Here is a 20,331-nt window from a genome sequence, read left to right as displayed (position 1 = left end):
ACCCATCATTAGAATCAAAACATAGCGAATGCAGAGTGTAGCTAAATTCATATATTTTAAAATACTAAAATGGTCTTTGGTGGGCGAATTTCCATCAGGAATTAAAAAATGTGTCATCATTGTAGTCCCACATACCAGTTGGTGGGATTTTTTACTGGGCTTACTTGTACGTAGTGTATGGCAAGAGGAAATTAATTACATAGGTAAAAAAAGCCTCTTTGATTCGCCCTTTGGATGGTTTTTTAGATGGACCGGCGGTACGCCAATCGATCGGAGTAAATCTAATGATACAGTTTCTGCCATTGCACAAGTTTTTAAGGAAAAAGAAAAGTTTAGGCTTTCCTTATCGCCAGAGGGTACACGCAAAAAAGTAACCCAGTGGAAAACCGGATTTTACTTTATCGCCAAAGCGGCAAAAGTACCCATTGTATTGGTAGCCTTTGATTATGGAAACAAACAAATAAAAGTTTCGAAACCACATTTCCCAACTAGTGACCAAGAAGCAGATTTTGCAAACTACACAGCTTTTTTTAAAGGTATAAAAGGAAAGGTTCCAGAATATAGTTATTAGTAGTCTTCAAGTTAAAAATCAAAGATTGCGAGGATATCCAATTATTATGAATATCAGAGACGTAAACTATCCCATAACTGCTTACCCTAGATGCATATGGAATCAATAGCTATGAAAAAAAAAGCGGACAGATGACAGGAAATTCACAACTGGTAGAATAACATATATTATACATCTATAGCCTAATTTACAACACTTTTTGTCCATGTCTCTTGCAAACAAAAAGCCACGTCTCCACGTGGCTTTTTTAACTAACGTTAACTAACTCAAACTTAACTTTACTTCAATTTTATTTTTTAGGTTGTTACTCTCCTTGACCTAGCGAAAAGGCTCGTTTACCATCAAACTCGTAAAGGTTTTCGGTTTTTATAACATCAAAACCTTTATTGAACAACTTGGATAATAAGGCAACGACCTGCTCATAATCAACTGGGGCATATACTGGTTGTCCGCCTGTTACCTGTGTGTCATTTGCAACAAACCTACATCTCCAATGATCCGTGCAATAGGTCTCTTTCATTCCTCCAGGAAAAACCTTTACCCCACGGTTCGTAATCATCTTGAGCTTCAATTTAAATGCATCCAAGTGTGATAAGGCTTGTCCAATTTCTTCAGGATCAGAACCTTTCCAGTCTATAAAAATATCAACACCTAACAGTACTTTCTTTTCTACTCTTCTTTTATAAGCTGGGATGGTTATAGTCCCAGTACCTTTGGCCATATTACTTGTTGGCAGTTTGTCAGGAAATTGACCCAACTTTGCTATAACCGCAGCTGCAAACTCAGAAGTCGAAACCTTTTTCCTGCTGATTTTTTCGTCATAAATATCAGCGGTATGGTATCCGTCTTCTATCGCAGCCAACCATGCATTTTTTATTTTATCCGCAATACCGGCTTGTCCTACATGCGCTAACATGGATATGGCTGCGTTAATCAAACCTGAAGGATTTGCGACGTTCTTACCTGCGATATCCGGTGCTGAACCATGGATAGCCTCGAACATGGCCACATTGGTGCCAATATTTGCAGAGCCCGCCATTCCTACGCTACCTGCAATTTCGGCAACGATATCCGAAATAATATCCCCATATAGGTTAGAAGTAACCACTACATCATAATTTTCCGGATTTGCCGCTAATCGGGCAGCACCTATATCAATAATCTGAGCATCACTAATTATTTCTGGATACTCTGCTGCAATTTCATCAAATACTTGGTGAAACAGGCCATCCGTAAGCTTCATAATATTATCCTTCACCATGCATGTCACTTTCTTGCGTCCGTACACACGTGCATATTCGAAAGCGTATCGCACAATTTTTTCACAACCAGGTCTTGTAATCAACTTTAAACATTGTACTACATCTTGCGTCTGTTGATGCTCGATACCTGCATACAAATCCTCTTCATTCTCTCTGATTACTACCACGTCCATGTTTGGGAAGTGAGTATGTACATATGGATGCAAGGCAGTAACAGGCCTTACGTTTGCAAACAAGCCTAAGGATTTTCTCAAAGTGACGTTCAAACTCTTGTAACCCTTGCCTTGTGGAGTGGTTATCGGTGCTTTTAATATCAGTTTATTCCTATTTATAACCTCCCAAGTCTCTTTAGCAATACCTGCAGAATTTCCAGATAAATATACCTGCTCTCCTAATTCTATATATTCTGGCTCTATGTTTGCGCCTGCAGCGTTTAGGATTTTAAGGGTAGCATCCATAATTTCCGGACCTATTCCGTCACCTTTTGCTACAGCTACTTTAACCGCTGTTTTGTTTGAACTGTTTTGTACTGTTTCGTGTAATACCTTGCTGTTCATAGTTGATTAATTTGTTTAACACTACAAAGATTAACTATTTAAACCATATATTTTTATTTATGTTTTTCATATAAATTATAAATTATTTTAATGGTATTAATCTAATATGGTAAACTGTAATCCGCATGGAGTTAGATTAAGGAAAGACTTGCCGAAAAATAAGAACATAGTAATGTAGTATCTGAATTATAAGGTAAAATACTTGTGGTAATTGGTATTTTCAAAGTAGGGAGTCTATAGTATTGGAAATAATTACAAGGCTCTTTTTAAGAAAAACAGAGGCTCGCTTTGAATAACAAACAAAACGGTGTCACCAATCAAAGTAGCCAAACAAAGTATTTTTTACATTCTTTAATCGGGTAAACTCAAATCTTGTAGTCTAGTTAAATCCCGTAAATAGCAGATTTACTATTTCATTAAAAAAAGCAGGCCGTAAGCCGGATTCTGTATACCCTAAACTAGGTTTAGGAATACCTTATCATTTATCTAGGCCAGTGGTTACCCAAAGGCTCTAACCGCCTACCCTTCGGCTCGGGCGCGCAACCCTTTCCCGATCGAAATCGGGACGCCGGTTTACATGACGTTTCACCGTATAGAGTTTGCCTGATTTCACTACAGCCGAACTGTACTTGCTTTCTGTTGCACTTGTCCTCACCTTTCGGCGGACGGGCGTTACCCGCTATACTGCACTATGGTGTCCGGACTTTCCTCTCCGTGCGAACATAAGCTCAACACGCAGCGATAAGGTGGCCTGCTATTGGCAAATGTACTGCAATTGTTGATAACTAAAGATGATCTACACTTTAAATCGACCAAAGAATAGGAAGCTATTTTTATATTTGTAATAGGACAAAATCAAATAGATTTGGAACCATTTATTGTATCGGCCAGAAAGTATAGACCCCAGTCATTCAAGGATGTTGTAGGGCAACAGGCCATTACAAATACCCTTCAAAATGCGATTATTAACGATCATCTTGCTCAAGCCCTTTTGTTTTGCGGACCAAGGGGAGTTGGTAAAACAACCTGTGCCAGAATATTGGCCAAACAGATAAATTCCGATGGTACAGAAAGTCCGGATGAGGATTTTGCTTTCAATATATTCGAACTTGATGCTGCCTCCAACAACGGTGTTGATCAAATACGGGAACTTACCGATCAAGTCCGCATTCCACCACAGGTAGGAAAATACAAGGTGTATATTATTGATGAGGTGCACATGTTGTCTACCAATGCCTTTAATGCATTCTTAAAGACTTTGGAGGAGCCTCCCGCCCATGCTATATTTATTTTGGCAACAACCGAGAAACACAAAATTATTCCAACTATCTTATCTCGATGTCAAATATTTGATTTTAAGCGGATTACAGTCAATGATGCTGCAGAATACTTGAAGTACATTGCAGAAAGTCAAGGCATCAATGCCGATGAAGATGCCTTACATATCATTGCGCAAAAAGCAGATGGCGCTATGCGGGATGCGCTTTCTATTTTTGACAGGGTCGTCAGTTTTTCTGGAAAAGAACTGACCAGAAAGGCGGTGACGGAAAACCTCAACGTACTTGATTACGATACCTATTTTAAAACTACCGATTTTATTTTAGAACATAATATTCCACAGGCGCTCCTTCTATTCAACGAAACCTTAGCACTAGGCTTTGACGGACATCACTTCATTAACGGATTGGCTTCACATTTTAGGGATTTAATGGTCTGTCAACATCAGGAAACAATTGCGCTCCTAGAGGTCGGGGAAGCCGCACAAAAAAGCTATCGAGACCAAGCACAACGAACGTCCTCCGCTTTCCTGCTCAAAGCTTTAGATTTAGCCAACGAATGCGATCTCAATTATAAAACCAGTAAAAATCAACGATTGCTGGTGGAACTTACACTAATGAAACTTGCCTCTATCGATTTTGATGGAGAAAAAAAAAATCCTGAATCGGTAGCACTTCACAATAAGACTATCAGTTTTATTGCTCCTGCAGCTTTTTACCATAATATCCCTTCTGCACCGAAGACAAATAAAACAACGGTTAGTGCCCAAGAGTTAGTAGCAAATCAAGAAGCAAAAGTCCAAAAAATAAATGATACGCCTAAAGCTCATGAGGTTGAAATTACTGAAAATTTGGTATCAGAACCCCTAATACCAGTTAATGAAGAGCGCCATCAAAAGGACATCCCCACATCTGCATCCGAGCCTGAATCCAAGATTACACAATCTCCTGAACAAAAAGCAATAGCTTTACCGACACAAAAGGAAAAACCAAGTACCCCTAACATTAATATAAAGACCACGGCAAAAAGGGTTTCCGGTTTATCCATATCTAGTTTAAAAGCGAAAAAGCAGCACGAACTAAATAAAATTGAAGTCATAATCGACGAAGATGCGTTACCTAAGGATACGTTTACAGAAGAAACACTACGACTACATTGGAACGAATTTGTAAATCAAATTGATGCCAAAGGTCAAAAAATACTAGCATCAAACCTGAGCGTTGATATTCCGAAACTAAAAGATGGCTCAGTCATCTGTATCGAAATGCCCAACGGTACTATGAAAAAGGAAATTGAGCGCGAAAACTATGAGTTGATGGAGTACCTACGCGCAAAACTCAACAATCATTTCATACAATTACAGATTACCGTAAACGAAAAAAGTGCTAAAAAATTCGCATTTACACCTGAAGAAAAATATGAAAAATTAAGAGAGAAGAATCCGGCAATAGACCTGTTGCGGAAAGAATTTGACCTAGACCTTTGATGCTACTTTTAAACGGTACGCATAGAGCGAGCAGATTATAGCAATAATTAATAAGCCAAAGGCTTCACGTCCCAGTTCAACAGTCTTAATATCACCATCATTTAAATCAAATCCTTGAAAATCAGAAGGGTAAAGAAACGTAAAACCTATAAAGCAAGCCACTCCACAAATAAATGGAATTAAAATATTAAGTTTATTCAATGCAAAAAATAAAGAAATAAGGGCAGCTACAAGGTAGATTACAATCCACATGAGGGAATCCGGATCATTATACTGCACCGCAGCTCCTAAACCAAACAGTAGGAAAAATAAAAAGCCAATACCTTTAAAAATCCGATTCATACACCATTATTTTAGTACTTGATTTTCAATTATTTTATACACATCTATGGCCTTAACAACTGTATCTTTTGCTTCTAGAGCACTATTACTGATAAGAATAGGATAATCGTCGGTATCCTCTGGAATACGTCCATGGGAACCCTTTATTAACGTAGCATCAATAGGTATAATATTCATTACCGTTCGGAAACCTAATTTCTTTTTAAGGAGCTTGCCAATAACTTTCGCCATAACCAGTTTATCCTTTGGATCAGTCATCATTTCTACTGGATCGTATCCGGGCTTTTTATGAATATCCACCATACGCGCATAATCTGGTGCTTTAGCATCGTCTAACCAAAAATAGTAAGTAAACCACGAATCCCTGTCCGCCACTACCACCAAATCTCCACATCTTTCATGTTGTAAGTGTTCTGAAGCAATTTCATCTCCCGACAACACCTGTTCTACCCCTTCCTGCTGTACGATAAGTTTCTTGACAGCGGTAATATCTTCTTTATTCTTAACATACACATGCGCCATTTGATGATCCGCCACCGCAAAGGCATCGCTAACACCAGCATCTAATAATTCCAATCCACGCTCTACCCTAATTTTTAGGTAACCGTTCTTTCGCAATACCCTATTCAAGTGTATAGGTCTCTTCACATTTGTAATTCCATACTCCGATAGTAGTATGATATTTGAACTTTTATTCTCGTAATGTTGCACCAGTTGTTTTACCACCGCATCGATTTCCTTTAAATCCTTGGAAATAATATTAAAATCCAAGCCGTGACGCTGCAAGTTATAATCTAGATGCGGCAAGTATATTAAGGTTAAGGTTGGATCATGCAGTTCGTCGGTTTGAATGGCGGCGTTGGCTATCCATTGCGAGGAATTTATAGTTGTTTTTGGCCCCCAAAACTCAAATAACGGAAAGGTGCCTAAGCTATCTTGCATGGTATCGCGCAACTCGGCCGGTTGGGAATAGATATCGGGAATCTTGCGACCGTCCGCTAAATAATTAGGCCGAGGCGTAATACTATAATCTACGGTAGAATACATATTGTACCACCAAAAATGATTAGCGCATGTAAAATCGGCATCCGTAGCTTTAAGTGCATCCCAGATTTTAGGTTGCTGTACCAAGTGATTCGATTGCCGCCAAAACTTGACTTCACATTCCTCCTTAAAATACCAACCATTGCCAACAATACCATGCTCGGAAGGCCATTTTCCCGTGAGATATGTTGATTGTACCGAACAAGTTACCGCAGGCAACACTGGTTTTATATAGGTGGATTGGCCATTTTCTAAAAACGATTTTATAAAAGGTGTATGTTCCCCTATTAGCCGTTTTGTAAGTCCCACAACATTAATTACAACGGTCTTTTTCATATTACAAACGTTCTTTTAACCAGTTGATTTCCCGTATAATGGATTGGGTCAGGTCTTCCTTTAAATCGGTCGGTAATACATCCCAAGTATAGGTTTCTATTTCCAAATGTTCAGTAATAGACTGCTTCTTTAAAAATTCCAAGGTCTTTAAAATGTGATCTTGGGTTGAAGAAAGAGCTCCAAATTCCTTCAAAAATATGGGAACATGAAAATGCGCTCGTAATTCTTTAAAAATTCCTTTATTTTCAAGAATAACCGGTAAATCGTTATAGGTAATTACTTCATCGCCTCGGTTCTCTGTAACTTGATGCAGATAGGTTGGCTCATTAAATTGTGATAGGAGTTCCCAAACCGCATTATCATTAGTACCATTAAACAGAATTTTCAAAGCAGCACTAACTTGTATTTTGCCAGTCTTTATATTGGCTTTTTTAAATTTAGCAAAGGTGTCTTCCGGCTCCTCATAGGCTAATGAAAAATGGCAGATATCATAACAAACGGTGAGGTAACGTTTAATGAGCTCTTCAATTTCGGAAGCATTCTTCCTTAAAGATTCTTGAAGCATTTTCATTCCCATCGGAACTAAATAATCAGAATAAAAAGCAAGTACCTCATCACTGTTTTCAAGTAATCCATCCGGTTCCGGTTCTATGTCCAAATGCAGATATTTTCCTGTGCTCTTTTCAATATCGTACAAATGTTTCGCTACATGTACCATCTGTTCCGCTCCTTTTACAAAAGCTGATTTTTTATCATCATCGGTTTTATACCAATGTTTATAGGTGATTGGAGAGGTAGAAACTCCACCCGATTGGCCCTCTGGAAGCAAAACCGCCAACTGATCAAACAGCCGAAACGTATATGTTAGTCGGTTTTCTGTAGTCCAATCTGGTGCATGAACATTATCTTTTACGTGCTCGTCATGAAAATTTCCATAAGGAAATCCATTCATAGTAAAAACGTATACATCGTTCTCTTGCAACCAATCCTTAAATTGCTCCATATGATTCCCCATAGCCAATTCTTCACTGGCGGTATTGGACAATCGAAGCCCTAAACCAAAAGCATTCGAATTTGAGACCGCGGCTTTAATTGTGGGTACGTGTTGCTTTAAACTTTCAAAAGTATTTTTCCAATCCTGCCCAGGATGTATGTTGGTGCAATAAGAAAGATGGTATGTATTGTCAATATGCATGGGATTATTGGTTTACGGTAGCATACTGATTTAAGTTGGATATAGCTTGGGACATTAACTTCATATCTATAGTATGCACATCGTGTTTTACACCAATGCCGGAAATAAGGGTAATGGTCAATTCCCCTCCAAGATGCTCTCGGAATTCCTCTATTCCTTTTAATAGTTCCGTTGTTTCAGCTTCAGTTGACAAGGGAAGGGATAGGTTAAACCCTATAGCCAATAGAACGTTTAAAATATATTCCAAATCCGATTCGGAAATCAAGCCTACCAAATACGCATAGGTAACATCCAAGGCTATACCCTTCGCAACGGCCTCACCATGGCGCAAACTATAGTTGGTCATATATTCCATTTTATGTGCTGCCCAATGTCCAAAATCCAAAGGTCTGGAAGATCCGGATTCAAATGGATCCCCACCTTGGGAAATATGGTGCATGTGCATTTCCGCACACCTATAGATGACATGGTGCATTACCTCCATATCTCGATTCTTTACATCGATTGCATGGTCCGCAATGTATTTAAAAAAATCCTTATCCTTGATAAGCGCTACTTTTATGGCCTCCGCTACTCCAGAAATCCAATCCCGTTGTTCCAAGGTACTTAAAAAATTGCTATCGTTGATAATAGCAAACGGCGGTGCAAAGGTGCCTAAGAAATTCTTTTTATTGAAAATATTCACGCTGTTCTTTACCCCTACCGCAGCGTCGTTCTGAGACAGTACAGTCGTGGGAACACGAATAAGTTTTACGCCCCTATGTGCAATTGCAGCGGCATAACCTACCATATCTATAAGCGCACCACCACCAATGGCGATAACAAATGAATGCCTGCAGATAGCGTTGTCATTTATACCTTTCAATACCGCTTCTATCGCTTCCTTACTATTTTTGGATTGCTCACCGCCATCTAAAACGATGCTTTGGGTATGCTTCAATTGTTTTCGATGTGCTGTGCAATAGGCATCAATTTGCATTAAGATATCCGGATGTGCATTGGCTAGTCCCTTATCGATTACAAAAAACAGTTTTACAGCTTCATTGGGTTTGTACTTGGCGATACTCGCTGCGAAGAGGGGATTGTCAATATGAAATACACCTTGCGTAAAAAGTAACTGGTACTCATAGTGAACGGTAAATGATTGTTTTATAGCGGATAACTGCATAAGTCTTAGGTAATGGCAAAAAGTTTAGAGAGCATTATTGATAATGGCAAAAGCAACAAAATGCCTATAGCGATATACCAATTGGAGAAACCGGCCGCCCAACAGGCATCCATTATTACCAAGGACAACACACCGGCCATCACAGCTTTTTTAATATGCTTGGACGAATTTTCTTTATAGGCTTTTACTAATGGTATGTATATCATAACCGCAAACAGCGTTAAAAACGGTATAGAAATCAATAAATTAGTACTGTGTATAGCAACACCTGTTGCAATCAAGGCGATTACGGCCGCATAAATAAAAGCAGCCATTACAATATGTTTTTTATTATCTCCATGGACTTCTCCCCTACTTATCAGGGTTATGGCAAATATATAAAGTACAGGGATAATCGTAATCCAAATTATGGGAAGTTCTCCTAGAATGGAGATACCTAACAACAAATTTAAACCTCTACAAATTCCCATGACTAGGGGTCCAAAAAAGGAATGTTGCTTTGCAATGGCATCATAAATATAAATGGTTGCTGCCAGGATGATGGCTATATACCCAGATATATCGGATACCATAACTGCCAAGGCACAACCCAAAAGCATAAGAATAGCCCCAAGGGCAGCTGCTTCCTTAATAGAAACAACGCCGCTAGGAATAGGCCGTTCCGGGCGCTCAACAGCATCTAGCTTTGCATCGAATACGTCGTTCAACACTACGCCACCCGCATATAGAAAAACAGAAGAAAAAACCAAGAGGGTAATGGTTCCTGTGTCTACCAAAAAATAATCTACCGAAGCGATTCCACTGAAAAAACAGGAAATGGCAATACCCGCCAAAATATCGGCGGCGGCAGTTGGGAGATTCGCTGGCCTACACAAGCGCGCCAATCCCATTAGTTTATTGGACATCCTATTTTATTTGGTTTTCATCTATTCTTGGTACTTGTCCTCGAAGCACACTATTATCATTGAATAATTGAGATTGATCTATTCCGTTTGGATTCAACCAGTGTTCTTCTCTCATTCTTCCGTTCTTACCAAAGGCATCCAAGGCGTTTTGGTAACAAGTTTTAACGACATCGGCTTTTGCAATCCCTCTTTCCAACATCAGGGATGCAGTTTTTGGAACGGCCATAGGATCGCTAACACCCCAATCGGCAGAACTGTCCACGATAATATTATCACTACCAAATTTACGTACGACTTCTACCATGCGCTCATTGCCCATTTTAGTTTTAGGATAAATGGTAAATGCCGCTATAAACCCTCGATCTAAAACTTCCTTAACGGTTTCTTCGTTATTATGGTCTATAATCACATTTGCAGGATCCAAACCGTGTTCTATACAGACTTCCATACTTTTTATGGTCCCTGCCTTTTTATCTCTATGCGGTGTATGAACTTGAACGGTCATGTTCAATTCTTTGGCCATATCCAATTGCATTCTAAAGAATTTGTCCTCCGCTGGAGTTTGATCATCATAACCAATTTCGCCAATGGCAACCACGTTCTCCTTATGTAGGTACAAAGGTAAAAGTTCAATTACCTGTTCTGCCAAGGCTTCGTTATTGGCTTCTTTTGAATTTAGACCTATGGTACAATAGTGCTTTATTCCAAACTGAGCGGCTCTAAAGGGCTCCCAACCCACCAAGCTGCTAAAGTAATCTTGAAAAGAACCCACTTGAGTTCTAGGTTGTCCCAACCAGAAAGAGGGTTCTATGACGGCAACAACGCCGGCCGCTGCCATCGCTTCATAATCGTCCGTAGTACGAGCACTCATGTGCACATGGGGATCTATTATCATCATTTTATCTTGCATAGTCTAATTTTTTAAAGTGTTCCAAGTTATATGGTCCGAAGCAACCTGCTCCTTTAATTCTTTATACTTTTCCAACAGTGTCAATGCCCTTTCATCTTCAGAAAAGTAACAGCAAAGTGCACCGGCTTTGTTTTCAGTTTTGTCTTCACTTGTTAATAAACGCTCCATATCCGAAAGCAGAGTAGCATCCATGAATTTAGAAACCGGCCTCCAGAACATAGGGTCAATTTTTCTTGAAGCCGCCCAACGCTCATGTGCATAATCCGAGATAATTCGGGTTAAATCTGCATTCGCCCTTTCCTCTACAGATTGAATCAGTGCTAAATCACGCTCCATAAAGGCAGCTTTAAGATACATCTGATTCCATTGTTGATCATTAAAGTATAATGCCGGATAGGGATTATCCAAAGTAATAGCATCAAAAATAATAGATATATTCGTACGCAAGGCTTCTACGGCTGCATGTTTAAAACTTTCAGATTCTGGTAATATTGTTAAATATCTTAAAAAAGTTTCCAGTTCAGTGGTATCCGCAACCTCAATAATTTTAGCGACCTCTTTAGTGTAAAATTCAGGATTTACCTCAAGAACTTTGGTAAGTAGGTATATTCTAGACATCTGAAGCGCATCAGCTCCATGAGCTTTAAAGTAGGAAATGGTTTCATTTGACTTATCACCAAAATGCACAATTTGGGTTTTATCAAGCTTGGATGCCAATAGACTATAGGTCATAAATAAATCCCGCGCAGATTCCGAATGCTCTAAAGCCGTTGTTTTTTTAGTTAACCAGTCCATTGCTTCCTGGCCTGTATTCTTGTTCAAGATTTCGTAAATCGTCTTACTTTTCTGCATTCCGTGTAACTTCAAAATTGCTTTTCTCAAAATTAATTATTAAAAGCCATTTAGCCTTATTTTTGTGGTGTAAAGAACGCTTTATGTTGATAACGATGATTCTTTTTAAATAAAACTAAAAACTATGTTAGGCTTAAAACTACCTACGGACCCTAGATGGGTGAATATTGTAGAAAAAAATATAGATGAGATTTTAACGGATCATGCATACTGTGAGCAGAAAGCGGCAAGCACCGCTATATCATTAATAGTTTCGTTTCCAGAGTATCCAGAGCTTATCGAGGAAATGATTGCGTTGTCTAGAGAAGAGATGGGTCATTTTAAAATGGTGCACGATTTAATATTGGAAAGAGGACAAACCTTAGGTAGAGACCGTAAGGACGACTATGTGCTTGAACTCATAAAATTCTTTCCTAAGGGCGGGAGCAGAACTACGCAGCTTGTTCATAGGTTGTTATATGCTGCTTTAATCGAAGCCAGAAGTTGCGAACGTTTCCGTTTACTTTCAGAGGAGCTAGAGGATAAAAAATTAGCAGAATTCTATCGAAAATTAATGATCAGTGAAGCCGGACACTATACCATGTTCCTGAAATTTGCTCGCCAATACGGTGACTTAAAAGAGGTAAACCAAAAATGGGATGACTTGCTGCATTACGAAGCACAACTAATGAAAAACTTAGGGCACAAGGAAACCGTTCATGGTTAGTCCTTTGCCTGTGCGTAGTATAGATTTTTGATAATACCGTCCGATAGTCCAATTTTAGGAACATGTATCTTTTTAACCCCGCTCCATTTGGCGGCAGAAAGGAAAATCTGGGTGGCAGGTATGATAACGTCCGCCCGATCCGGATTCAATCCTAGTTCAGAGATGCGCTCCTTATAACTAAGGCTTTCCAAAAAATGATATTGGGCATTCAACCAAATATATGATAATGGTTGGCCTTCTTTACGACCAGACATCTTATGAAGCTTATTAATATTACCTCCAGAACCTATAATACTTAGTTTTGGAACGTGCTTTATATGGTTGGTAATCCACTCTTGCAATTTATTCCAAGTGCCGTTATCCACCATATTGTTCAATAGCCTCACCGTACCTAGCTTAAAAGATTTAGAGCGTTCAATCATCCCGTTAGTAAACAGCGTAAATTCTGTACTACCGCCTCCCACATCGATATAAAGGTAAGATTGATCGGGACTAATAATCTCCTTGAGATCGGTAGATGCAATAATAGCCGCTTCCTGTTTACCGTCTATTACCTCAATGTGTATTCCAGTCTCTGCCAAAATGGTTGTTATTACCTCGTTCCCATTATTCGCTTCCCGCATTGCGGAGGTAGCACAAGCCCTATATTTTTCCACACCCGCTACTTCCATTAAAAGTTTAAACGCCTTCATGGTTTTTACCATTCGTTGCACGTTATGCTCGGAAATTTCACCAACCGTAAAGGAATCTTCACCTAAACGAACCGGCACTCTTATTAGGGAACTTTTCCGAAATTGAGTTGTTTTCCCCGCTTCTTCGATTACATTGTGCGTAAGCAGACGTATAGCATTAGAGCCTATATCGATAGCAGCAAACTTTCTTATATTCAATGTTGGATTGTTTTAGTCCTTCAATTTCTCTAGATAATAATCATACATAGCAAATTGGGAACGTACCTTTTCTTTGTTGTTCTTACGATATGCGTTATTCTGAGCCTCATTAAAAAGACGTGCTTTTACATTATCCGCCCATGAAGTTTCAAAAGTATCTATAAGCTCTTGCTTTATATCCGCATCATAGATAGGACAACCCACTTCTACCCTATTCTCTAAATTACGGGTCATGAAATCTGCCGATGAAATATACACTTTAGTGTCTCCATCATTGCAAAAAATGAACAATCTAGTATGTTCCAAGAATTTATCTATGACACTGATTGCTTCAATGTTCTCGCTCATTCCCTTCACACCAGGAATTAAACAACAGATACCCCTAACGATTAATTGAATTTTTACACCTGCGTTACTCGCTTTGTATAAACGATCCACCATGGCGTAAGAGGTAAAACTATTCATCTTTATTTTGATAAATGCTTCTTTTCCTGCTTCCGCATTTTCTATCTCTTTATCTATTAAGTCCTTAAACACTTTGGTAGTGTAGTGTGGCGACACTATCAAATGTTTGTATTTATTGATTTTATAGGTGGTCTCAAAGAAATCAAAAACTTTGTTCAACTCTTTTAAAATAGGCTCATTGGCCGTAAATAGAGTATAGTCTGTGTAGATTTTAGCAGTAGACTCATTAAAGTTTCCGGTACTTATAAAACCGTAACGTTTCATATTTCCTTCTTCTTCCCGCTCTATTAGACATATTTTGCTATGTACTTTTAAGCCTGGAACACCAAAGATAAGTTTTACACCTTCCGCCTGCAGCTCCTCTGCATAACGGATATTGGCATGTTCATCAAAACGTGCCCTTAGTTCTATTTGTAAAGTTACCTGTTTTCCGTTTTTAACGGCATTGGATAAACACGCTGCAACTTGCGAATCATTCGCCAATCTATAGACCGTAATTTTAATAGTCTTTACTTTAGGGTCTAAGGCTGCTTCCCGTAAAAACTTTAAAACATAGGAAAACGTATGATATGGGGTATATTGTAAATAGTCTTTTTCGGCAATTTTTTCCAATAAACTACCCTCTAAACTCAACCCTTTAACAGGTAAGGGCGTTATCTTATCATACAAAAGGTCCTGCCGACCCAAACTCGGAAAGCTCAAATAATCCCTTTTATTGTGATACCTACCTCCAGGAATAATACTATCCGTATCCTCAACGTTCATTTTCTCTTTCAAAAATTGCAACGTATCTTTCCCTATCTTTTTATCATATACGAAACGCACAGGGTCACTTATTTTTCGACCTTCTACACTTGAATATATTTTTTCTATAAAACTTTTACTCAAATCGTTATCAATATCCAATTCAGCATCTCTCGTAATTTTTATCATGTGTGCAGAGATAGAGCTATAGTCGAACATTGTAAAAATACTATCCATACAAAAACGAATTACATCGTCTAGCATAATAACATAATCCTTATCCCCTTCTCTAGGTAATACAACAAAACGCTCTATACCCTTAGGAATTTCGATAAGGGCAAACCTCTTTTCGATTTTTCTTGAGGTCTCGCGAGTTCTGTCGTCCCGTTTAAGCAACATTTTAATGGCGAGGTATGCCGCGGTATCCTTTAAAGTAGGAAACTCGGCATAATCACTGAGTATTATCGTTGTTAACTGTGGACTTACATTTTGCAAGAAATACTTCTTAACGAAGGTTTGTTGAGACTCTGAAAGCTCGGTCTCCGTAATCAGAAATACGTTCTGCTCCTCGAGCTGCTTTTCAATTTTTAAAATAATATCAATGCTCTTGGCTTGTTGCTTAATGACTATTTTGGTGATTTCATCAAGTAGATCCTTGGCGATTTCTCCACCCAATACACTTTTACCTTTCCTGCCTGCTTCAACAATGCGCTTTACTGTTGCATAGCGCACCTTAAAAAATTCATCCAGATTATTAGAAAAAATTCCGGCAAACCGCAAACGTTCTATTAAAGGCACGTTTTCGTCCGCGCTTTCCTGCAGCACCCTTTCATTAAATCTAAGCCAACTTATTTCTCTGTTTATATATTGATTCTTGCTTTTCATCATCATTTTAAATGCTTTGGAAAAATAGTTTGTACTGTTGTTCCCTTTTCGATAACGGCCCAGGTTTTCTCATTGAATTGAAGGTGAACAAACCCGCTAGTTGGCACGTTATCTATATGTTTACTTCCAAATGAATTCGCTATATGGGTAAAAGTATGGTTATGCCCAAAAATTAAAACCGTATGTATGCCCTCTGGGAGGTTTCTAACAAAATTTAGGACGTGGTCCCCAGAAAAATCATATAGCTCCGGAACCACTTGAAACCTATCTAGTGGAAATCTTAATTGACGTAAACATATCATCGCCGTATGAAATGCCCTGTTCGCAGGACTTGAATAAACATAATCAATGTTCAGTTCCTTCGTAGAAAGCTTTTGCCCCACCAACTTCGCATCGTTTATGCCTCGCTGCAGCAAGGCTCTATCTTCATCGTTTACATTGAGCTCCCAAGAAGATTTTCCATGGCGCATTAATAACAGATTCTTCATAGCTATCTCTATTTTTAGGGGGCTAATCGTTCTATTTTCCAATCAAAATTTTCCTGTAGGCTGAACCGAATCCTATCATGCAACCTATTAGGTCTTCCCTGCCAAAATTCAATAGAAATAGGTTTTACAATGAAACCGCCCCAATTTTTTGGTCTTGCAATTTCCTTTTCTTCATACTCCTCTTCAAGCAACTTTAGTTTGTTTTCCAAAACTTCTCTCGACGCTATGACCGTACTCTGATCGGAAGCTATAGCACCCAACTTACTGCCGTCCGGTCTAGATTCAAAATATCCATCGGACAGATTTTCCGCTATTTTCTCAGCATTACCCTTTATAATAACTTGGCGTTCCATTGCCGGCCAAAAAAAAGAAATACATACGTGTGAATTTTTGGCTATAGCCATTCCTTTTTCACTATCGTAATTGGTATAAAAGATAAAACCTTCATAGGTGTACTGTTTTAAGAGCACCACCCTACTTTTTGGATAGCCATCCAGACCGATTGTAGAAACAGTCATGGCGTTAGGTTCATCTACGCTATCCGATTGTTCTGTTTCGTGAAACCACGTTTGAAAGAGTTGCATGGGATTATCCGATACATTTTCCTCTATAAGTTCACTTTTCTCGTAAGATTTTCTATAATTGCCTAAATCCTTCTGCATCTGTCTTAAATAATAACGATTTAAATATCAGTAAAAATACTGAGAAGTAAAAGATTAATAAGACGTTTAAAAGGTTTTAATTCAGTCTACTCTGCTATAACTTATTTGAGTATCTACAGGCGCATCCGCAGGATAGGAAACATAATATAGGGTTAAAATATTGTCTTTTATTTCATATCTAAAACCGTCTGAACGCCCATCTAAAAGAATAGTCTCAGGTTCTGGACTATATTCGCTGCCCCAAGATATCTTGGTTAGTGCCTTAACAAACAAACTATCACCGTCAACTTTAAACGTACCACGATTTATAGATTGCCCAACGATTTCATTAGGGTTGGCATCTTTAAAACCATAAAAATTAACCTTGAACGAAAACGTCTCATCTTGACTAAAGTCATAGATTGTTTCCATATCAAAATACCTAAAATCTTCCGCTGAGCGCCCACTCGGAATTACATCTACCCTACTCCAAGTTCCAGAAATAGTGGCTAAATCAATAGTTTCATCGTTATCGCTATTGCAAGAGAGGACTAAGCCCATGGCTAGAATGATCAAAATCCTTACCGTTTTCATAACTATCCATTTAATTGTAAGATGATTGTTTGGAAAAAGGTTGCGTCTACCGGACTTAAAACTCAAAACACTTCCCATCATCCGCAAGCTGCACATTCTCAAAAATCTGTTGGGCTTCTTCTTTAAAAAGAGAGATGCCATTGTACCTAGTAGAATAGTGACCAAGCACCAAGGTGCCTACTTCGGCATCTTTTGCTATTTGCGCCGCCTGCATTGCAGTCGCATGTTTGGTCTTTACCGCCAAGTCTGCTTCCGATGCTAAAAAGGTAGCTTCATGGTATAACGCATCTACACCCTTTATTAAGGGAACAATATCTGGTTTATAGGCCGTATCACTACAAAAGGCATAAGACTTTGGTTTCGGCGGATCAAAAGAAACTAAGCTATTGGCAATTATCTTTCCGTTATCCAAAACCACATCCTTCCCGTTTTTTATATTTTGAAAATAAGCCTTGTCTATTCCATACTTGGTAACAGCGTTGATATCCAATTTTCGCTCCCCTAACTTCTCAAGAAACAAATAACCATTGGTATAGACTCTATGATTCAATGGAATGGTTTTAACACTAACCTTTTCATCCTCATAAACAACTTCACTTTCATTAGCCGTTAACTCATGAAAATATAAGGGATAATTCGTCCATGAATTTCCTAATTTTAATAACAGGGTTATCGCTTCCTTTATTCCTTTTGGTCCATAAACATGTAATTCCTTATCTCTGCCCAGTAGTCTAAATGTAGAAATAAGACCGGGAAGTCCGAAAAAATGGTCGCCATGCAAATGCGAAATAAAAATATGGCTAATTCTGGAAAACTTAATTTTGTGCTTACGGAGCTGTACCTGCGTTCCTTCCCCACAATCTATCAAAAACATATTGTTCTTGATTTCCAGTACTTGAGAAGTAGGATTTGTAAGGGTTCTTGGGGTAGCGGCATAGCAACCGAGTATGGTCAACTTCACAGGCCTAGATCTCGTTCTATTTCTTCCATTTCAATAATATCCTTCGCCTCTTGTAGGGTTGGGGTTACCATTATTTCCTCTGGCACTTCGTCATAAGCAACCTTGTTGGTAACGATTACAAAGGACTTTCCGTTTTCTTTATGTTTGTTGGATAATTCCAAAAACTCCAGCACATCGCCGGAGGTAAGTTTTTCAAAGGAAAATAGATTTAGGATCAAATTATCATCCTTGATTATATTGTATGACTTGTTTAAACTGTCTAAAAAAGTAGTAATGGAACTATTTTCTTGGTACACAATGGATGTATTTCCGTCCTTATCAAATATCATACAGTTATTGTTTAATCTTGGAAGCTAACAAATAAATAACCGCCATACGGATGGCGACACCGTTTTCTACTTGGTTTAAAATAATGGATTGTTTGGAATCCGCTACATCACTAGTTATTTCCACGCCTCTATTTATAGGGCCTGGGTGCATGATTACGATTTCCTTGTCCAAACTATCCAACAACATTTTATTGACCCCAAATTGTTGTGTATACTCCCTAGTGGTAGGAAAGTAACTGATATCCAATCGTTCGTTCTGTATGCGTAACATATTGGCAACGTCGCACCATTCCAAGGCTTTACGAAGATTGGTCTCTACACCTACCCCCAAAGATTCTACATGCTTCGGCAGTAACGTTTTAGGCCCACAAACCTTGACGTTGGCACCTTGTAGTTTTAAGGCAAAAATATTGGAAAGGGCAACACGTGAATGCAAGATATCCCCAACAATGACCACATTTTTACCCGCCACATCGCCAAGGCGCTCTCGGATAGAATACGAATCCAAAAGTGCTTGCGTAGGATGTTCGTGTGCCCCGTCGCCCGCATTTACGATAGACGCTTTTACATGTTTAGCAAGGAAAATTCCCGCACCTGGGTTAGGGTGTCGCATGACCACCATATCCACTTTCATAGATAGAATATTGTTCACCGTATCTATAAGCGTTTCGCCTTTTTTGACTGAGGACTGACTAGCCGAAAAATTAATAACATCAGCGGACAAACGCTTTTCGGCAAGCTCAAAGGACAACTTGGTACGCGTACTATTTTCAAAGAAAATATTGGCAATAGTAATGTCTCGTAACGAAGGTACTTTTTTAATAGAGCGGTTGATGACTTCTTTAAAATGATCTGCCGTTTCAAAAATGAGTTGAATATCCGACTCTTTCAGGTATTTAATTCCCAACAAGTGATGTACACTCAGTTCGCTCATTTTCTATCTATTAATCAAATATATGATATCCTCTCCGTCATTTTCTTTCCACATCACCTTTACCTTTTCTCCATCAATGGCATCTACCTGCCTACCCCTATAATTTGGTTGTATGGGTAAGTGCCTGCTAAATCTGCGATCTATTAAGGCCAATAATTCTACTTCTGACGGCCTACCAAAGGATTGTAGAGCAGTTAAAGCCGCATTAATACTACGCCCAGTATACAGGACATCATCTATCAACACTACATTTTTATCCTCGATCAAAAAATTAATTTTAGTCTTGGTAGCTTCTAATGTTTTATCTCCTCTTCTAAAATCATCTCTATAAAAGGTAATATCCAAAACACCAACATCTATATGTTTAACGGCATATTCTTCCTGTAAAATCTTACATAAACGTTCCGCAACGTATATTCCTCTGGGCTGCAGACCTATTAAAACAGTATTTTTAAAATCTAGATGATTCTCTAATAATTGACAAGCCAAACGATGTAGAATGATGTTGATTTCTTTTGAGGAGAGTAATACTTTTTGACTCATAATAGTCCATCACGCATTTAGCGTCACAAAAATAGGGAATTCTATTTAAAGCATCATTGCATAAAATTGTTGCGTACTCTCAAAACAAAAAGCAGGTCAGAATACTTCAATACCATTTTCACTTCCTTAAGTTAGCTAGTAATATGTTTTGTTACGTTAGTACATGGCCCACATATTTCAGCACTGAACATGGGGTTGATTGTCCGAGTAATTGGGAAACTATTAATGTCTCACTTAAAAAAGTA

20 protein-coding genes and 1 other RNA gene are annotated in these 20,331 nt (G+C 38.6%); 3 read left to right on the top strand and 18 right to left on the bottom strand.

From position 1 onward, the window contains the following. Window positions 1-28: 28 nt before the first annotated feature. Window positions 29-571 (top strand): 1-acyl-sn-glycerol-3-phosphate acyltransferase, encoded by a 543-nt coding sequence (locus MS6x_RS16655; RefSeq protein WP_482603628.1) that lies wholly within the window; start codon window positions 29-31, stop codon window positions 569-571. 304 nt (window positions 572-875) lie between these two features. Here the strand turns inward: MS6x_RS16655 and MS6x_RS16650 are convergent, their stop codons facing one another. Together MS6x_RS16650 and rnpB are read right to left on the bottom strand one after the other, a co-directional pair. Continuing rightward, on the bottom strand, window positions 876-2,390 hold the full coding sequence (locus MS6x_RS16650) for an NADP-dependent isocitrate dehydrogenase (RefSeq protein ID WP_482603626.1): 1,515 nt from the start codon (window positions 2,388-2,390) through the stop codon (window positions 876-878). A gap of 418 nt (window positions 2,391-2,808) precedes the next feature. Then, window positions 2,809-3,148, bottom strand: an RNA gene (gene rnpB, locus MS6x_RS16645) — RNase P RNA component class A. 107 nt (window positions 3,149-3,255) lie between these two features. Here rnpB and MS6x_RS16640 point away from each other — a divergent pair. Continuing rightward, a complete protein-coding gene (locus MS6x_RS16640) occupies window positions 3,256-5,154 on the top strand; it encodes a DNA polymerase III subunit gamma/tau (RefSeq protein ID WP_482603624.1) in 1,899 nt (632 codons plus the stop codon). On the opposite strand, the gene MS6x_RS16635 is transcribed toward MS6x_RS16640, so the two are convergent. Genes MS6x_RS16635 through MS6x_RS16605 form a run of 7 tightly spaced genes read right to left on the bottom strand, consistent with a single transcriptional unit; the run spans window position 5,143 to window position 11,936 of the window. Then, window positions 5,143-5,496, bottom strand: coding sequence for a transmembrane 220 family protein (locus MS6x_RS16635; RefSeq protein WP_482603622.1), 354 nt, complete (start codon window positions 5,494-5,496; stop codon window positions 5,143-5,145). The genes MS6x_RS16640 and MS6x_RS16635 overlap by 12 nt on opposite strands. A gap of 6 nt (window positions 5,497-5,502) precedes the next feature. Continuing rightward, the gene (locus MS6x_RS16630) at window positions 5,503-6,876 is read right to left on the bottom strand and encodes an alkaline phosphatase family protein (RefSeq protein WP_482603621.1); all 1,374 of its coding nucleotides are present in this window, start codon (window positions 6,874-6,876) and stop codon (window positions 5,503-5,505) included. Window position 6,877: 1 nt separating this feature from the next. After that, window positions 6,878-8,071, bottom strand: a complete 1,194-nt coding sequence (gene eboE, locus MS6x_RS16625; RefSeq protein WP_482603619.1) for a metabolite traffic protein EboE — start codon at window positions 8,069-8,071, stop codon at window positions 6,878-6,880. Between the two features lie 4 nt (window positions 8,072-8,075). Next, entirely contained in the window at window positions 8,076-9,239 is a 1,164-nt protein-coding gene (locus tag MS6x_RS16620; protein ID WP_482603618.1) for a 3-dehydroquinate synthase, read from the bottom strand. Window positions 9,240-9,244: 5 nt separating this feature from the next. Next, window positions 9,245-10,144: a UbiA-like protein EboC gene (gene eboC / locus MS6x_RS16615; RefSeq protein WP_482603616.1), complete on the bottom strand. Its 900-nt coding sequence runs from the start codon at window positions 10,142-10,144 to the stop codon at window positions 9,245-9,247. A 1-nt stretch (window position 10,145) separates the two neighbouring features. Next, the gene (locus MS6x_RS16610; protein WP_482603615.1) at window positions 10,146-11,054 is read right to left on the bottom strand and encodes a TatD family hydrolase; all 909 of its coding nucleotides are present in this window, start codon (window positions 11,052-11,054) and stop codon (window positions 10,146-10,148) included. A gap of 3 nt (window positions 11,055-11,057) precedes the next feature. Further along, a complete protein-coding gene (locus tag MS6x_RS16605) occupies window positions 11,058-11,936 on the bottom strand; it encodes an EboA domain-containing protein (RefSeq protein WP_482603613.1) in 879 nt (292 codons plus the stop codon). A gap of 94 nt (window positions 11,937-12,030) precedes the next feature. On the opposite strand from MS6x_RS16605, the gene MS6x_RS16600 reads away from it, so the two are divergent. Further along, on the top strand, window positions 12,031-12,612 hold the full coding sequence (locus MS6x_RS16600) for a MiaE family protein (RefSeq protein WP_482603612.1): 582 nt from the start codon (window positions 12,031-12,033) through the stop codon (window positions 12,610-12,612). Here the strand turns inward: MS6x_RS16600 and MS6x_RS16595 are convergent. From MS6x_RS16595 to pyrR, 9 genes are all read right to left on the bottom strand, one after another. Further along, on the bottom strand, window positions 12,609-13,502 hold the full coding sequence (locus MS6x_RS16595) for a Ppx/GppA phosphatase family protein (protein ID WP_482603610.1): 894 nt from the start codon (window positions 13,500-13,502) through the stop codon (window positions 12,609-12,611). The two genes, MS6x_RS16600 and MS6x_RS16595, sit on opposite strands and share 4 nt — an antisense overlap. A gap of 12 nt (window positions 13,503-13,514) precedes the next feature. Then, window positions 13,515-15,599, bottom strand: coding sequence for a polyphosphate kinase 1 (gene ppk1, locus MS6x_RS16590; RefSeq protein ID WP_482607187.1), 2,085 nt, complete (start codon window positions 15,597-15,599; stop codon window positions 13,515-13,517). Further along, on the bottom strand, window positions 15,599-16,084 hold the full coding sequence (locus MS6x_RS16585) for a SixA phosphatase family protein (protein WP_482603608.1): 486 nt from the start codon (window positions 16,082-16,084) through the stop codon (window positions 15,599-15,601). Before MS6x_RS16585 ends, ppk1 begins: the two co-directional genes overlap by 1 nt. Window positions 16,085-16,098: 14 nt before the next feature. Further along, window positions 16,099-16,746, bottom strand: coding sequence for a pyridoxamine 5'-phosphate oxidase (gene pdxH, locus MS6x_RS16580; protein WP_482603607.1), 648 nt, complete (start codon window positions 16,744-16,746; stop codon window positions 16,099-16,101). Between the two features lie 81 nt (window positions 16,747-16,827). Further along, on the bottom strand, window positions 16,828-17,319 hold the full coding sequence (locus MS6x_RS16575; protein ID WP_482603605.1) for a hypothetical protein: 492 nt from the start codon (window positions 17,317-17,319) through the stop codon (window positions 16,828-16,830). Between the two features lie 55 nt (window positions 17,320-17,374). After that, window positions 17,375-18,280 (bottom strand): ribonuclease Z, encoded by a 906-nt coding sequence (locus MS6x_RS16570; protein ID WP_482603604.1) that lies wholly within the window; start codon window positions 18,278-18,280, stop codon window positions 17,375-17,377. Beyond that, entirely contained in the window at window positions 18,277-18,609 is a 333-nt protein-coding gene (locus MS6x_RS16565; RefSeq protein WP_482603603.1) for a ribonuclease Z, read from the bottom strand. Before MS6x_RS16565 ends, MS6x_RS16570 begins: the two co-directional genes overlap by 4 nt. A 4-nt stretch (window positions 18,610-18,613) precedes the next feature. Continuing rightward, window positions 18,614-19,543: an aspartate carbamoyltransferase catalytic subunit gene (locus MS6x_RS16560; RefSeq protein ID WP_482603602.1), complete on the bottom strand. Its 930-nt coding sequence runs from the start codon at window positions 19,541-19,543 to the stop codon at window positions 18,614-18,616. A 3-nt stretch (window positions 19,544-19,546) separates the two neighbouring features. After that, the gene (pyrR, locus tag MS6x_RS16555) at window positions 19,547-20,086 is read right to left on the bottom strand and encodes a bifunctional pyr operon transcriptional regulator/uracil phosphoribosyltransferase PyrR (protein WP_482603601.1); all 540 of its coding nucleotides are present in this window, start codon (window positions 20,084-20,086) and stop codon (window positions 19,547-19,549) included. Window positions 20,087-20,331 lie beyond the last annotated feature (245 nt).

Source organism: Maribacter sp. MS6, from assembly GCF_056839185.1.
Note: the sequence above shows the minus strand (reverse complement) of the source record. Positions and strands in the feature narration are given on the sequence as shown.

Coding starts and splice junctions, on each gene's coding strand:
- MS6x_RS16635 (WP_482603622.1), bottom strand. CDS start 5,496: ATGAATCGGATTTTTAAAGGTATTGGCTTTTTATTTTTCCTACTGTTT.
- ppk1 (WP_482607187.1), bottom strand. CDS start 15,599: ATGATGAAAAGCAAGAATCAATATATAAACAGAGAAATAAGTTGGCTT.
- MS6x_RS16610 (WP_482603615.1), bottom strand. CDS start 11,054: ATGCAAGATAAAATGATGATAATAGATCCCCATGTGCACATGAGTGCT.
- MS6x_RS16565 (WP_482603603.1), bottom strand. CDS start 18,609: ATGATATTTGATAAGGACGGAAATACATCCATTGTGTACCAAGAAAAT.
- MS6x_RS16600 (WP_482603612.1), top strand. CDS start 12,031: ATGTTAGGCTTAAAACTACCTACGGACCCTAGATGGGTGAATATTGTA.
- MS6x_RS16620 (WP_482603618.1), bottom strand. CDS start 9,239: ATGCAGTTATCCGCTATAAAACAATCATTTACCGTTCACTATGAGTAC.
- MS6x_RS16575 (WP_482603605.1), bottom strand. CDS start 17,319: ATGAAAACGGTAAGGATTTTGATCATTCTAGCCATGGGCTTAGTCCTC.
- eboC (WP_482603616.1), bottom strand. CDS start 10,144: ATGTCCAATAAACTAATGGGATTGGCGCGCTTGTGTAGGCCAGCGAAT.
- pyrR (WP_482603601.1), bottom strand. CDS start 20,086: ATGAGTCAAAAAGTATTACTCTCCTCAAAAGAAATCAACATCATTCTA.
- MS6x_RS16560 (WP_482603602.1), bottom strand. CDS start 19,543: ATGAGCGAACTGAGTGTACATCACTTGTTGGGAATTAAATACCTGAAA.
- MS6x_RS16655 (WP_482603628.1), top strand. CDS start 29: ATGCAGAGTGTAGCTAAATTCATATATTTTAAAATACTAAAATGGTCT.
- eboE (WP_482603619.1), bottom strand. CDS start 8,071: ATGCATATTGACAATACATACCATCTTTCTTATTGCACCAACATACAT.
- pdxH (WP_482603607.1), bottom strand. CDS start 16,746: ATGCAGAAGGATTTAGGCAATTATAGAAAATCTTACGAGAAAAGTGAA.
- MS6x_RS16585 (WP_482603608.1), bottom strand. CDS start 16,084: ATGAAGAATCTGTTATTAATGCGCCATGGAAAATCTTCTTGGGAGCTC.
- MS6x_RS16650 (WP_482603626.1), bottom strand. CDS start 2,390: ATGAACAGCAAGGTATTACACGAAACAGTACAAAACAGTTCAAACAAA.
- MS6x_RS16630 (WP_482603621.1), bottom strand. CDS start 6,876: ATGAAAAAGACCGTTGTAATTAATGTTGTGGGACTTACAAAACGGCTA.